The organism is Qipengyuania gelatinilytica, from assembly GCF_019711315.1.
Classification (GTDB): domain Bacteria; phylum Pseudomonadota; class Alphaproteobacteria; order Sphingomonadales; family Sphingomonadaceae; genus Qipengyuania; species Qipengyuania gelatinilytica.
This window is the reverse complement of the sequence record NZ_CP081294.1, coordinates 1684681-1697821: the sequence shown is the minus strand read 5'-3', so window position 1 is coordinate 1697821 and position 13141 is coordinate 1684681. Positions and strand designations below refer to the sequence as shown.

General features: G+C 63.4%; 14 protein-coding genes. 5 read left to right on the top strand and 9 right to left on the bottom strand.

Translation table 11 applies throughout. The annotated features are described in order from the left end of the window. Positions 1-19: 19 nt before the first annotated feature. The 5 genes from rpsI to K3136_RS08435 form a co-directional block, all read right to left on the bottom strand. A complete protein-coding gene (gene rpsI, locus K3136_RS08455; RefSeq protein ID WP_247711313.1) occupies positions 20-544 on the bottom strand; it encodes a 30S ribosomal protein S9 in 525 nt (174 codons plus the stop codon). After that, on the bottom strand, positions 544-1023 hold the full coding sequence (gene rplM / locus K3136_RS08450; protein WP_221429889.1) for a 50S ribosomal protein L13: 480 nt from the start codon (positions 1021-1023) through the stop codon (positions 544-546). Before rplM ends, rpsI begins: the two co-directional genes overlap by 1 nt. Positions 1024-1190: 167 nt before the next feature. Next, a complete protein-coding gene (locus tag K3136_RS08445) occupies positions 1191-1805 on the bottom strand; it encodes a hypothetical protein (protein ID WP_221429888.1) in 615 nt (204 codons plus the stop codon). Between the two features lie 88 nt (positions 1806-1893). Continuing rightward, positions 1894-2223, bottom strand: a complete 330-nt coding sequence (gene cutA / locus K3136_RS08440) for a divalent-cation tolerance protein CutA (RefSeq protein WP_221429887.1) — start codon at positions 2221-2223, stop codon at positions 1894-1896. Further along, a complete protein-coding gene (locus K3136_RS08435) occupies positions 2220-3242 on the bottom strand; it encodes a COX15/CtaA family protein (RefSeq protein WP_221429886.1) in 1023 nt (340 codons plus the stop codon). Before K3136_RS08435 ends, cutA begins: the two co-directional genes overlap by 4 nt. A 141-nt stretch (positions 3243-3383) precedes the next feature. On the opposite strand from K3136_RS08435, the gene K3136_RS08430 reads away from it, so the two are divergent. The 4 genes from K3136_RS08430 to K3136_RS08415 all read left to right on the top strand — a co-directional run bounded on the left by K3136_RS08430 (position 3384) and on the right by K3136_RS08415 (position 5876). After that, positions 3384-3788, top strand: a complete 405-nt coding sequence (locus tag K3136_RS08430) for a MerC domain-containing protein (protein ID WP_221429885.1) — start codon at positions 3384-3386, stop codon at positions 3786-3788. Positions 3789-3800: 12 nt separating this feature from the next. Then, positions 3801-4784, top strand: a complete 984-nt coding sequence (gene thiS, locus K3136_RS08425) for a sulfur carrier protein ThiS (RefSeq protein WP_221429884.1) — start codon at positions 3801-3803, stop codon at positions 4782-4784. A gap of 63 nt (positions 4785-4847) precedes the next feature. Continuing rightward, positions 4848-5375, top strand: a complete 528-nt coding sequence (locus K3136_RS08420) for a hypothetical protein (protein WP_221429883.1) — start codon at positions 4848-4850, stop codon at positions 5373-5375. A gap of 12 nt (positions 5376-5387) precedes the next feature. Next, positions 5388-5876 (top strand): hypothetical protein, encoded by a 489-nt coding sequence (locus K3136_RS08415; RefSeq protein ID WP_221429882.1) that lies wholly within the window; start codon positions 5388-5390, stop codon positions 5874-5876. Positions 5877-5878: 2 nt separating this feature from the next. On the opposite strand, the gene K3136_RS08410 is transcribed toward K3136_RS08415, so the two are convergent. The 4 genes from K3136_RS08410 to K3136_RS08395 form a co-directional block, all read right to left on the bottom strand. Then, positions 5879-6268 (bottom strand): cupin domain-containing protein, encoded by a 390-nt coding sequence (locus K3136_RS08410; protein ID WP_221429881.1) that lies wholly within the window; start codon positions 6266-6268, stop codon positions 5879-5881. Positions 6269-6270: 2 nt separating this feature from the next. Beyond that, the gene (locus tag K3136_RS08405; RefSeq protein WP_425594346.1) at positions 6271-8073 is read right to left on the bottom strand and encodes an AMP-dependent synthetase/ligase; all 1803 of its coding nucleotides are present in this window, start codon (positions 8071-8073) and stop codon (positions 6271-6273) included. A gap of 103 nt (positions 8074-8176) precedes the next feature. Further along, complete coding sequence (ggt, locus tag K3136_RS08400; protein ID WP_221429880.1) at positions 8177-9895, bottom strand: gamma-glutamyltransferase; 1719 nt, start codon at positions 9893-9895, stop codon at positions 8177-8179. Positions 9896-9905: 10 nt separating this feature from the next. Beyond that, positions 9906-10934, bottom strand: a complete 1029-nt coding sequence (locus K3136_RS08395) for a quinone-dependent dihydroorotate dehydrogenase (RefSeq protein WP_221429879.1) — start codon at positions 10932-10934, stop codon at positions 9906-9908. Between the two features lie 363 nt (positions 10935-11297). Here K3136_RS08395 and K3136_RS08390 point away from each other — a divergent pair, with 363 nt between their 5' ends. Continuing rightward, positions 11298-13106 (top strand): DUF885 domain-containing protein, encoded by a 1809-nt coding sequence (locus K3136_RS08390; protein WP_221429878.1) that lies wholly within the window; start codon positions 11298-11300, stop codon positions 13104-13106. Positions 13107-13141 lie beyond the last annotated feature (35 nt).

Genomic DNA, 13141 nt, shown 5'->3' with positions numbered 1-13141 from the left:
AGATCGGTGTCGAGGCGAATTAACGCTTCGAGAACTGGAAGCTACGACGTGCCTTGGCGCGGCCGTACTTCTTACGCTCGACCACGCGGCTGTCGCGGGTCAGGAAGCCGGCGGCCTTGACCGTCGAACGCAGCGCAGGCTCGTACTTGGTCAGTGCCTGGCTGATGCCGTGCTTGACCGCACCGGCCTGGCCCGAGAGCCCGCCGCCGCGAACGGTGGCGACAACGTCGTACTGGCCCTGGCGCTCGGTGATGGCGAACGGCTGGTCGATCACGAGACGCAGGGTCGGACGTGCGAAGTAAACTTCCTGGTCCTTGCCGTTGACGATGATCTTGCCGCTGCCGGGAACGAGCCACACGCGAGCGGTAGCGTCCTTACGACGACCGGTTGCATAGGCGCGGCCCTGTGCGTCGAGTTCCTGCTCGCGCAGGGGAACGTCGGCCTTGGCTGCGATGTCTGCCGCGTCGCCCTGGGGCGCGTCTGCAGCGATGTCCTTCAGATCGGCGAGATCCGAGACGGTTTCGTTCTTGGTTTCGTCAGCCATTATGCAACAGCCTTGTTCTTGCGGTTCATCGAAGCGACGTCGAGCGTCTTGGGCTTCTGGCCCTCATGCGGATGCTCGGTGCCGTTGTAGAGGTGGAGCGCCTTCATCTGCGCACGGCCAAGCGGACCGCGCGGAATCATGCGCTGCACGGCCTTCTCAAGGACGCGCTCGGGGAAACGACCGCCCAGCACCTTGGCAGGGGTGGTTTCCTTGATGCCGCCCGGGTGGCCGGTGTGCTTGTAATAGATCTTGTCGTCCATCTTCTTGCCGGTGAACTTCACCTTGTCGGCATTGATGATGATGACGTGATCGCCGCAATCGACATGCGGGGTGTAGCTCGGCTTGTGCTTGCCGCGCAGGATGTTGGCGACGATTGCCGCGAGACGGCCGACGACGAGGTTTTCCGCGTCGATGATGTGCCAGTCCTTTTCGACCTCTGCCGGCTTTGCCGACTGGGTCACTTTCGTGAGAGCCTTCATGGCTTGATGTCCGTTTGCTCGAGTTATCGCGCCGTGCTTGTGGCGCTAAACGATTGCGCGGCCCCGCATGCGGAGCCGCTAAGCGGGCGCCAAATGGCGGTGTATGTGCGATTCGTCAAGCAATTCCGCGGGTCCTGCGTGGGGTAAAATAATACTCCCAACCAGGATCAGGCCACGCTCCATGTCTCCCGCGACACGCGTGTGCTGTCCGCGATGCGCGTCACGATGCGCCGCTCGCTCTGCGCCAGCAGCCCGTCGCTGGTGCGGGCCGATGCGCTGATCGTCACCTCGTAAGTGCCGCTCCCGCCGCCGGGCAACGCCAGCTTGCGGCTTTCGCTGCGCTTTCCGGGTGCAGGAAAGAAGAGATCGCGTGGAACCTGGCTGACCAGCGATGCCGCGGTCTTCCCAAGCTCGGCCAGGTAACGCTTCACGTCTGCCTGGGCGGCCTGCTCCGTCGCCTTACGGTCGATTTCCCGTGAAGCCTGCGCGACCGCCTGCGCAATGCTGGCATCCTTGTCTGACCAGCCGACGATCGCGCCCGACCGGTCGAGCTGCATCGGGAAAAGGCCTTCGACTTCCCTCTTGCGCTCGATATCGGCCAGAGCTGCGAGCGAAGGCGGTGCTTCCACGGAGACTGCGACTTGCTGTCCGTCGATCCTCGCGCCAGTCGATAGCCTGACGAAGCGGCAGTCCCATTCGCGGGTGACGATCACGGCCTTGCCATCGCCGAGACCGCGTTCAAGTGTCCGGCGCAGGCGAAACCTGCCGGTCGGGAAGGTCACCGACTCTGCCCTTGCCGAAAGGCTTGCCGGAAAGGCCAGGGCGGGCAACGCCAGTCCCCAGCCGATTGAATTCAGAACATGTCTGCGACTAAGACCTGTCACTCTTTCCCCCATCGCTGAGCCCTGCCAGCCACTCTTGCGTTCCGGCGCTTGCGTGACAGGGCCAACCCAATATGGCTGGGGTATCATAAGGGTGCAGGCAATCAAGCCGCTCTATGGCGGCATCGAGCAGACCGGCATCTGTCTTGAGCAGGGCGGCGACTTCCTCGCCCTCGCCCTTCTCTGCGTTCCAGGCAAAGATTGCCGAGATCGATCCGCCCACATTGATGCAGGCGACCAGCTTTTCGTCGACCAGCTGCCCGCCGACAGCGAGTGCCGTCTCCCGGTCGGGAAAAGGACAGTAGATCAGCGCGCTCAAGCGGTCCTGCCGAGCGTGTGCGCGCCCCATGCATAGGCCGCGACAAGCAGCGCGCCGACGAGCTGGTGAAGCACTGCGAGGTGGAATTCGACGCCGGTCATGACCGTGGCGATGCCCAGCAGGATCTGGATGCCGAAGGCGCTATAGATCGCGATCGAGGCGGGACGGTTTACCCGCTTCACCCTGCGCGCCATCAGGATCAGGGCGCCAACCGCAACCCAGGCCCACCAGCGGTGCATCCAGTGGATCAGGAAAGGATCATGTGTCGCTGCCCAGAAGAAGCCTTGCGACATGTCGACTTCGGGCACCAGCCTGCCCTGCATGAGCGGCCAGCTGTCAGAGGCGAGACCTGCATTGAGCCCGGCAACCCATGCGCCGAGGAGGAGCTGCACGAAGAGGATCACCCCGGTCCAGCCGGCTATGGCAGTCATGCGCGCAGGGCGCTCGTTCCCCTTCGCCAGTGCGCGCAGATCAAGTGCGGTCCAGATCAGGCCGCCCAGCAGGATCAGGGCGGTGCAAAGGTGGATAGCGAGGCGGAAATGGCTGACGTCGGTACGTGTCTCGAGGCCCGAAGCGACCATCCACCAGCCGAAGCTACCCTGCAGGGCGACCAGTGCCACCAGCGCGAAGAGGCGCCAGAAATAGCCTTGCGGGATCATCTTGCGGATCGCGAAGATCGCCAGCGGCACGGCCAGCGCGAGGCCGATCAGCCGGCCGAGCTGGCGGTGGATCCACTCCCACCAGTAGATCGTCTTGAACGCCTCGAGGTCCATGCCTGCTGGCCCGTTGATCTCTATATACTCGGGAATTTTCTTGTAGAGCTCGAACTCGGCCTGCCAGTCGGCTTGCGACAGGGGGGGCAGGGCGCCCAGGACGGGTTTCCATTCGGTGATGGAAAGCCCGCTTTCCGTAAGGCGCGTAATCCCGCCGACGGTGACGATCACGATCACCATGCAAGCGACGAGGAAGAGCCAGTTGGCCAGCAAGGCAGGCCGGGCGCGGACAGCGGTCTTGGTCATGGGGCGCCTATGTGCCGCCCTGCAATGATTTCGCAAGTGCAAATGGCACAATCGACATAACGGCCACAGCAAGCGACGAAATGCGTCTGGTATTGCAACTGTCTCTTGTAACAGGTGATACTATCACATATCTAGCGTGACATGCTGCAACGCGCCATAAACCCGATTCGACAGCGGCTGGACCGCATCGGCATCGGCCTGTCCGGCCTGTGTGCGCTGCATTGCCTCGCCAGTATCGTTCTTGTGTCCGGCCTCGGGATCGGCGGCGAGTTTTTCCTCGCGCCCGAAATCCATCGCTGGGGCCTTGCCGCTGCGACTCTCGTCGCTGCCGTGGCGATCGGTTGGGGCGCACTGCGTCACCGCATGGCTGCACCCTTCGTCATCGCCATGACCGGCCTCACCTTCATGGGCGCCGCGCTGGCAGTCCCGCATGGCTTCAAGGAAGCGGTTCTGACGATCATCGGCGTCGCGCTGGTATCGCTCGGCCACATCCTCAATCTGCGTCATTGCCATTCCGCCGCTTGCAAGGAGCGCTGCGGAGACTAAGTGGCGGGGGCTATGATTGCCCTGACCGTCAATGGCGAAAGCCGCCGCACCGCCGCCTCCACCATCGCCGACCTCGTGCGCGAGCTCGATCTCGACCCTGCAAAGGTCGCGGTCGAACACAATGGTACGATCGCCCCGCGCAGCGAACTAGCGAGCCACACGCTTTCCGAAGGCGACGCTCTCGAAATCGTGCATTTCGTGGGCGGTGGCCAGGGCGATAGCGCGGGCGATGACAGCTGGACCGTGGCGGGCCGGACCTTCACATCGCGCCTGATCGTCGGGACTGGCAAGTACAAGGACTTCGAACAGAACGCTTCAGCGCTTGAGGCAAGCGGCGCGGAGATCGTGACCGTGGCCGTCCGCCGCGTGAATGTCAGCGATCCCAAGGCTCCGATGCTGACCGACTTCATCGATCCCACGAAGACCACATACCTGCCGAACACCGCGGGTTGTTTCACCGCGGGCGATGCCATCCGCACCCTGCGCCTTGCGCGCGAGGCCGGCGGCTGGGACCTCGTGAAGCTCGAGGTTCTGGGCGAGGCGAAGACGCTCTACCCCGACATGCGCGAAACGCTCAAAGCAACAGAGGTATTGGCCAAGGAAGGCTTCTTGCCCATGGTCTATTGCGTCGACGATCCGATTGCCGCGAAGCAACTCGAGGAAGCGGGCGCGGTTGCGATCATGCCTCTGGGCGCTCCCATCGGTTCGGGCCTCGGCATCCAGAACCAGGTCACGATCCGCCTGATTGTCGAGGGCGCTAATGTGCCTGTGCTGGTCGATGCGGGTGTCGGCACGGCTTCCGATGCAGCCGTGGCCATGGAACTGGGCTGTGACGGCGTGCTGATGAACACCGCTATCGCCGAGGCAAAGGACCCGATCCGCATGGCCCGCGCGATGAAGCTGGCCGTGGAGGCAGGGCGAGACGCCTATCTCGCCGGTCGCATGGGTCGCCGCAAATACGCCGATCCGTCGAGCCCGCTCGCCGGATTGATTTAACCCTCTCACGGAAAATTAACCATCGTGTCGCAGAGTCTCCCTTGAAACAGGGAGTGCCGACTCATGGCCGTTACCAATGCCGCTTCGATGATGATCGCCGAAATGCGCGAGTTCGCCAGCTTTACCGCTGCCGAGCAGCGCTACATTCGCCGCAGTCTCGATATCGGGCTAAGCCGCTGTGATGCCTTCCGTATCTGGGGCCGTACCCAGGGCGAGACCGCCGCGATCCGCAGCCAGTACGTCGCCTATCAGGAGCTGAAAGCCCTGCGCGGCGCAATCCCTGCCGAATCGGGCTTCGACGCGATCGAGGACTTCATCGGCAAGATCACCCGCGTGGCAGCCTTCGACCTCGCGCAGGAGCGCATCGAATGCTTCTCCGCCTTCCGTTTCCTGTATGAACGCCTGCTCGGTGCCGAAGCGCGCCCGTGGCTGCCCAGCGCCTTCTGCGCTGCCGCCGCCCTGCCGCAAATCCGCCCCGAACGCCGCAAGATGCTCCTCCAGAGCCTGAGCGAAGCCGCCGCGACCGCCCCCGGCTGGTCCGACCGCGCCCCGAGCTTCTATCCGGAGTTCATCGAGGAAGTGGCTGCTTGACACACCCTCGATATGGTCGACTTAAAGAGAATGTCCTCTTCTTCCTCAATAGCAGAAGTAAATCACTGGCGCGGCCGTTGTCTGGACGATTTCGCCCGAGCTGAGCAAGCAATCGTAAAATTCATGGAACGCTGGCAGGATACTTCGCCTGCTACCGCGCCAACTCTTGCAGAAGGTGCTTCAGCTCGCAGTCGCAATGTCTTGACGGCTCTACAAAAGCACTACTCCGAAGACCAAAATGCTAAGGGTCTCGTGAAACTTTTGGGCCTTTGGAAACATCGAGAGCAAGACCGAAATGAGTTGGTCCACGGCCTCTTCACCATAAAATCGAATAGCGATGGGTGGGTGCTGATCAATCGGACGATTGCGGTCAAAAAGAAGGTCGCAACCAGCCGCGAGCAAATGCAAACTGCTGCCCAGGCAGAAGCATTCCGATTGGCGGTCACAAGCGAACGAAAAGCGCTCGAAAGCGCACTCTCGCAGTTCAACGGGTTTGATTGAGTCTAAAGCTCTTCCACAATCAGATACGTCACCGTGGTCTCGCCCACATTCACCACCTCGTGCCACTCGGTGCCATCGCTCGAATAGTCCGAGCCTGTTTCCAGCGTAGCGGTGCGCGTGCCGCTGGCGCTGGTGAGTTGCATCGTGCCGCCGCTCAGCGCGTAGCCGTAGTGCGCGGGGTGGTAGTGCCGCTCATGGCCGACACCCGGCGGGAAGGTGCAGCGCAGGACGCGGTGGGTTTCGGTCTGGTGCTGGAGAGTGCACACGCGCTCCCCCATCCAGCCGGCTTCAAGCGCGGAGGGTAGCGCCTCGTCCTTTGCCTGGGCGGTCACGCAGGCGGCAAGAACGGTACCCGCCAGCAACGGCAGGGCGATTTTCGAACTTTTGCGCATGATCAGCCCCGGTAGAGCCCGTCGAGACGGTCGCCGTAGCGTTCCTTGATCTTGTGGCGGCGGATTTTCATCGAGGGTGTCATTTCCTCGTTCTCGATGGTGAAGCCCTCGTCCGCGAAGGCAAACTGGCGGACCTTTTCGATCACCGAGAGGTCCTTGTTCACCCGGTCGACCGCCTTGCGCACTGCGCTGCGGAATTCGGGATCGTCCTGCAATGCCTTGAGGTCGAACTTTTTGCCATTGGCGCGCGCCCAGTCGACCGCCCATTCGGCATCGGGCACGATCAGGCCGACGATGTAGGGGCGCTTGTCGCCCGCGACCATCGCCTGGCCGATCTCGGGCTGCAGCGTCAGCATGCCCTCGACCTTTTGCGGGGCGATATTGTCGCCCTTGTCGTTGACGATCATGTCCTTCTTGCGGTCGGTGATGACGATCCGGTCTTTCTCGTCGAGATGGCCGATATCGCCGGTGTGCAGCCACCCGTCCTTGATCGTACGATCGGTCTCGGCCTGGTTCTGCCAGTAACCGTGCATCACCAGCTCGCCGCGACAGAGGATTTCGCCGTCCTCGGCGATCTTCACCTCGACCCCACGCATGGCCGGGCCGACCGAATGCATGGCGATACCCGCCTTGGGGCGGTTGCAGGCGACCACCGGACCGGCCTCGGTCTGGCCATAGCCCTGCAGCATGGTGAGACCCATGCTTTCGAAGAAGATGCCGACTTCGGGATTAAGCGGCGCGCCGCCCGAAACCATCGCCTTGATGCGCCCGCCGAAACGCTGGCGGATCTTCGGCTTGAGCAGGCGGCCGACGACAGCGTCCTTCAGCCCGTCACCGAACTTCTTCTTGCCCTCGGCCCGGCGCTCGCCGACTTCGAGTGCGGTGTTCATCAGCTTTTCGGCGACGCCGCCCTGCTTGCTTACCTGCTTCATGATGCGGGTGCGCAGCACCTCGAAAAGGCGCGGGACCACGACCATGATGGTCGGGCGCGTTTCCTCGATATTGCTGGCGAGCTTTTCGAGCCCTTCGGAATAATAGATCTGCGCGCCCACGCTGATCGGGAGGAACTGCCCGCCGGTGTGTTCATAGGCGTGGCTCGCCGGGAGGAAGGAGAGGAAGCGCTCTTCATCCTCGATGCCGAAATCCTCGATCAGGATTTCTGCAGCGCCCGCGATATTGCACAGGATCGCGCCGTGATGCTGCATGACGCCGCGCGGTGCGCCGCCGGTGCCCGAGGTGTAGATGATGCAGGCGGTGTCGCCGCGGCCGATGTCGGCGATACGCTCGTCGACGGCCTTGCGCGCCGCAGCCGCATCGCCCTGGACCAAGGCATCCCACTGGTGGAAGCCGAAGCTGCCCGACTGCTGGCGGTGGAGGTCCTCGATCCCGATGACATGGTCGGCAATGCCCGATGCCTGCAGTGCCCCGTGGAGCGGGCCGAGCAGCTTTTCGGTCGAAACGATGACTGCCTTCGCGCCCGAATTGTCGAGGATATGGATGTGATCGCGCTCGGTATTGGTCACATAGGCCGGCACGGTGATGCAGCCTGCGGCCATGATCGCGAGGTCGGCGATGCACCATTCGGGACGGTTCTCGGAGACGAGGCAAACCCTGTCGCCCGGCTTCAGGCCAAGCTTGCGCAGGCTTTCGGCGAGCAGGCAGACCTGGTCCGCCGCTTCGCCCCAGCTGATCGTCTGCCATTCTCCGTCGCGCTTGGCGCCGAGAAAGGCGCGGTCCGGCCTCTCGCCGGCACGCTTCAGGAAAAGTTCGACAAGGTTGTTGGCGGAATCGATATCCGACAGCACAGGCAGGCTCCTCGAAAACGTATGTTCTGTTCTGTTATGCGATCAACAAAGGCAGGGGCTTAGGCCCCTGTCGCTGATACGGCAAGAGAGGCGCAATTACGCCTCAGGGCATGTCGACATAGCCTTCGAGACGCGGATCGCGGGCGCTTTGCCAGCCATCGGCACCGAACAGGAGCGCGCCCGCCTTGATCGGCGCCTGGCGCACGATCAGCTCTTCATGGCCGAGCGCGCGGAATGCGTCGGCCTCGGCTTCGAGCCAGGTGCCTTCCTCGATCATGACCCGCTGGCCGAACGCCATCAGGAAGGGCAGGCGCAGCGAGTCTTCTGCAGACAGTCCGAAATCGATCGCCCCAATGATCGCGCGTGCGGTGGTAACCGGGATCGTGCTACCCCCTGCCGCGCCGACCGCCATGAAGGGGCGCCCCTGCGGATCGTAGACGATCGTCGGCGCCATGGAGGAACGCGGACGCTTGCCGCCCTCGACGCGATTGGCGACCAGGCGTCCGTCGACGACAGGCGAGCGGCTGAAATCGGTCAGCTCGTTGTTGAGATAGAAGCCGTCCACCATCAGGCCCGAGCCGAAAGGCCCTTCGACGGTCGAGGTGTAGCTAACCATCGTGTTATCGCTATCGACAACGGCGAAATGCGATGTGCCGTTTTCCTCAGGCTCGTCGCCATCGGCCAGCATAGCGCTCGCGCCGGGAGGGGTGCCGGGCAGTGCTTCCGCCATCGATCCCTCCGCGGAGATCAGCGCGCTGCGCTCGGCGAGGTAATTGCGGTCGAGCAGGCCCGCCACGGGCACTTTTACATAGTCGCTGTCGGCAAGGTAGATCTCGCGGTCGGCATAGGCGAGCCGCTGCGATTCAAGGAACAGGTGCCAGGTCACCGGATTTTCCGCGCCCAGCGCAGCGAGGTCGAAACGCTCGAGCTGCAGGAGCATCTGCTGGACCGCCACGCCGCCCGATGTGGGCGGACCCATCGAGCAGATGCGATATTTGCGATAGCTGCTGCACACGGGCTCGCGCTCTTTCGCGTCATAGCCGGCGACGTCGTCGTAGGTCATCGCGCCCGGCTTGGGCGTATCGGCTGCCACGGTCGTGGCCAGTGCCAGCGCAAGGGGGCCCGAATAGAAAGCCTCGCGGCCGCCTGCGGCAAGCGATTCGAGTGTCTTCGCCAGCGCTTCGTTTCGCACTACCGTGCCGACCGGCAGGGCGTTTCCGGACGCATCGTAGAAGAGGGCGCGCGCCTCGGCGCTGAATGCAGCGCGGTTCTTCGAGCGCGTGAGCGAATCGTGCATGCGCGGATTGATCTGGAAGCCTTCGCGGGCAAGTTCGATGGCCGGTTCGAACAGCTCCGCCCAGTCGAGCCTGCCATGCGCGGCGTGCGCCTTGGCTGCGAGCGCGATGTTGCCCGGGACGCCCACGCTCAGCCCGCTGCGGACCGATTGCATGAAGGGAGGGGTTTCGCCGTTTTCGTCGAGGAACCATTCGGGCGTCGCACCGGCAGGTGCCGTCTCGCGCCCGTCGAAACTGGTGACATCGCCATCGGCCTCGCCGCGAACGAGGAAGCCGCCGCCGCCGATGCCGGAGCTTTGCGGCTCGACCACGGTCAGCGCCAGCATCACGGCGATCGCCGCGTCCGTTGCACTGCCGCCCTTGGCGAGGATCGCCTCGCCCGCGGCCTGCGCGCGAGGATCGGCTGCGGTTACCGCACCCTTAAAGGAAGGAGCGAGCCCGACAGTCTCGGTGATGTCGCCGCTGGAGGGGTAGGCGCACGAGGCAAGAGCCAGCGCGCCGAGCGAAATGAGAAACCGGCAGTCCATGGTGAAAAGCCTATTCGCTTCCCACTGCCTCCGCAATCGAGGAAAAGCCGTCGCGCTTCATGAGGCGTTCGAGCCCGCGTGTGATGCGCGAGGGCAGGCCGGGTCCTTCGTAGACCATCGCGCTGTAGAGCTGGACGAGGCTGGCGCCCGCCCTGATCCGCGCCCAGGCGTCTTCTGCAGTGGCGATGCCGCCCACCCCGACCAGCGGGATCGCGCCGCCGGTCGCGTTGCGGAAATCGCGCAGGCGCTCGAGCGCGAGGTCGCGCAGCGGCGCTCCGGAAAGGCCCCCGGTTTCACCTGCATGGCGTGACTCCAGGTCCGGTCGCGAGATGGTGGTGTTCGACACGATCAGCGCGGCAAGGCCCGTATCTGCGGCAATGCGGGCGATCGCATCGACGTCCGCCGGCTCGAGATCGGGCGCAACCTTGAGGAATACCGGCGGCCCGTCATCCCCACGCGCCTCGAACACGGCTTCGAGCAATCCCGTGAGGGCGCTCTCGTCCTGCAATGCGCGCAGGCCAGGCGTGTTAGGGCTGGAGATGTTGACCGCGAGATAGCTGGCAAGCGGGGCCATGATGCGCGTCATCAGCGCATAGTCGGCGATCCGGTCATCGCTGTCCTTGTTGGCGCCGATGTTGATGCCGACCACACCGGGGCGGCCCGCGCGGCGCTCCAACCGCTGGCGTGCAACCTCGGCCCCGCCATTGTTGAAGCCCATCCGGTTGATGACCGCGCGATCTTCCACCAGTCGGAAGAGCCGCGGCTTGGGGTTGCCCGCCTGCGGGCGCGGGGTGATCGAGCCGACTTCCGCAAATCCGAAGCCCAGCCCAAGCAGTTCGTCGGGCACCTCTGCGTCTTTGTCGAAACCCGCCGCCATGCCGAGGGGATTGGGAAACGCTATCCCGGCGACTTCGGTGGCAAGCGCGCCGGAAGGTGCCGGACCGCGCCTGGGTGACAGCGACAGTGCCTTGACCGTGAGCTTGTGCGCTCGCTCGGGATCGAGGGAAAACAGGGCGGGACGGGCGATGTCGAACAGCATTGCGCGCTGCCTATGACGCAAGGGTGCCGCGCTGTCGAGGAGGCCGCGCGGGCCGGAGTGCTGATCTGGGACAGCTTTGTATAATTCCGCCAAAATGCATTCCGCCCTCGGGGCGTGTCGCATGCATACAATCAAGCGAATCGATTTTGCAGTAGCTAACTCATGCGACCCGAAGGGCTCGGAGCAGCAATGCAACGAGTTCTCACCTATAGAGGGCGGCTCTTCTACGGGCCGCCCTTTTTTTGTCGGCTATCCGACCGGGTTTTTGAGCCATCCCACCGGGCCGATGCCGGATTTATCCTATTTACTGCGGCCCTCTCGCATGCTCTGACGCTGCCGACATTTGGTAAGTGGAGAGTTTTCATGCGTATCGCTGCGCGATCGATCGGCCTTGCAGTATCTGTCCTGGCGCTGGCAGCCTGTTCCGCAACGCCCGGTGGCGAAGAGGTTGCGATCGCTCCGGCAGTCGAGGCGCCCTCGCAAAGTGCAGAGCTTGCCGCGCTGTTTGCCGATTACGATGCGCAGAGCCTCGCGCTTTCCCCGATGGGCAAATCCTATCGCGGCATTCGCGACGAGGACTATTCCAAGATCGATGACATGTCGGACGCTGCCGCGATCGAAGCCGAGCAGCTGCTTCAATCGACGGCCGCGCGCATGCGCAGCGAATTCGACCTTGCAACGCTCTCGCCCGAAGATGCGCTGAGCTATCGCCTGTTCGATGCAATGGCCAAGCGCAGTGCCCGCGGGCATGCCTTCCGCCACAACGGTTTCATCTTCAACCAGATGTTCGGCGCGCAGAGCCAGTTCCCTGCCTTCATGATCAACATCCACCGCGTCGGCAGCCTGTCCGATGCCGAGGCCTATGTCAGCCGCATCGGCGCCGCAGCCGAAGCGCTCGATACGCTGACCGAAGAAGCGCGCCGGCGCGCAGGCAATGGCGTGATGCCGCCCGACTGGGTCTATCCCTATGTGATCGACGACATCGAGAACCTGCTCAATGCAGGCGACGACAATGCCGTGCTCGAGGATTTCGCCGGCAAGGTCGCCGCGCTCGACATCGCCGATGCCGAAAAGGCGCGTCTCAAGGCGGAGGCTCTCGCAGCCTGGACCGTTTCGGCCCGCCCGGCCTACGAACGGCTCCTTTCCGAAATGAAGCGCCAGCAGGCGATCGCGCCGACCGACGATGGCATCTGGCGTTTCGAAAACGGCGCCGAATATTACCAGGCGCTGCTCGCCAATTACACGACCACCGACCTCACCGCCGACGAGATCCACGCCATCGGCCTTCGTGAAGTGGAGCGCATCCATGGCGAGATGCGCGCGATCATGGATCAGGTTGGCTTCGAAGGGTCCTTGCAGGACTTCTTCGAGTACACCCGCACCGACGACCGCTTCTTCTACGACAATCGCGAGGACTATCTCGCCGATGCAGAATCCTATCTCGACGCGATGGAAGCCAAGTTGCCCGAATATTTCGGCGTGCTTCCGACCGATCCGCTGGTGATCAAGCCGGTCGAGGCCTTCCGCGAGAAAAGCGCGGGCAAGGCGTTCTACCAGCGCCCCGCGCCCGACGGTTCGCGCCCCGGCACCTATTACGTGAACCTCTATAATTTGCGCGACATGAGCAAGAACGAGGTCGAGGCGCTCGCCTATCATGAAGGCGTGCCGGGCCATCACCTGCAGCTGTCGATCCAGACCCAGCTCGGCGATGTGCCGCCTTTCCGGCGCTTCGGCGGCGTGACTGCCTACAGCGAGGGCTGGGGCCTCTATTCGGAGGAACTCGGCAAGGAAATGGGCTTCTACACCGATCCCTATTCCGACTTCGGCCGTCTCGGCATGGAGCTGTGGCGCGCATGCCGCCTCGTGGTCGACACCGGCATCCACCACAAGCGCTGGAGCCGCGAGGAAGCGATCCAGTACCTCACCGAGAATACACCCAACCCCGATGGCGACATTCGCAAGGCGATCGAACGCTATGCGGTCATGCCCGGACAGGCGACGGCATACATGATCGGCAAGCTCAAGATCATGGAACTTCGGGAGAAAGCGCGCAGCGAACTGGGGGAAGACTTCGACATTCGCGGATTCCACGATACTATCCTGACGAGCGGGCCCGTTCCGCTTTCGATCATGGAAGAGAACGTGGACGCCTGGATTGCTGCAAACAGGTAAGCTGAAGGGCTGGCAAGTTGCCGCTAGAACATAAG

Bases quoted from the DNA above. Each gene is read 5' to 3' on its own strand.
- K3136_RS08390 (WP_221429878.1), top strand. From the start codon at position 11,298: ATGCGTATCGCTGCGCGATCGATCGGCCTTGCAGTATCTGTCCTGGCG.
- K3136_RS08420 (WP_221429883.1), top strand. From the start codon at position 4,848: ATGGCCGTTACCAATGCCGCTTCGATGATGATCGCCGAAATGCGCGAG.
- rplM (WP_221429889.1), bottom strand. From the start codon at position 1,023: ATGAAGGCTCTCACGAAAGTGACCCAGTCGGCAAAGCCGGCAGAGGTC.
- K3136_RS08430 (WP_221429885.1), top strand. From the start codon at position 3,384: ATGCTGCAACGCGCCATAAACCCGATTCGACAGCGGCTGGACCGCATC.
- ggt (WP_221429880.1), bottom strand. From the start codon at position 9,895: ATGGACTGCCGGTTTCTCATTTCGCTCGGCGCGCTGGCTCTTGCCTCG.
- thiS (WP_221429884.1), top strand. From the start codon at position 3,801: ATGATTGCCCTGACCGTCAATGGCGAAAGCCGCCGCACCGCCGCCTCC.
- K3136_RS08410 (WP_221429881.1), bottom strand. From the start codon at position 6,268: ATGCGCAAAAGTTCGAAAATCGCCCTGCCGTTGCTGGCGGGTACCGTT.
- K3136_RS08435 (WP_221429886.1), bottom strand. From the start codon at position 3,242: ATGACCAAGACCGCTGTCCGCGCCCGGCCTGCCTTGCTGGCCAACTGG.
- K3136_RS08415 (WP_221429882.1), top strand. From the start codon at position 5,388: ATGGTCGACTTAAAGAGAATGTCCTCTTCTTCCTCAATAGCAGAAGTA.
- rpsI (WP_247711313.1), bottom strand. From the start codon at position 544: ATGGCTGACGAAACCAAGAACGAAACCGTCTCGGATCTCGCCGATCTG.
- K3136_RS08395 (WP_221429879.1), bottom strand. From the start codon at position 10,934: ATGCTGTTCGACATCGCCCGTCCCGCCCTGTTTTCCCTCGATCCCGAG.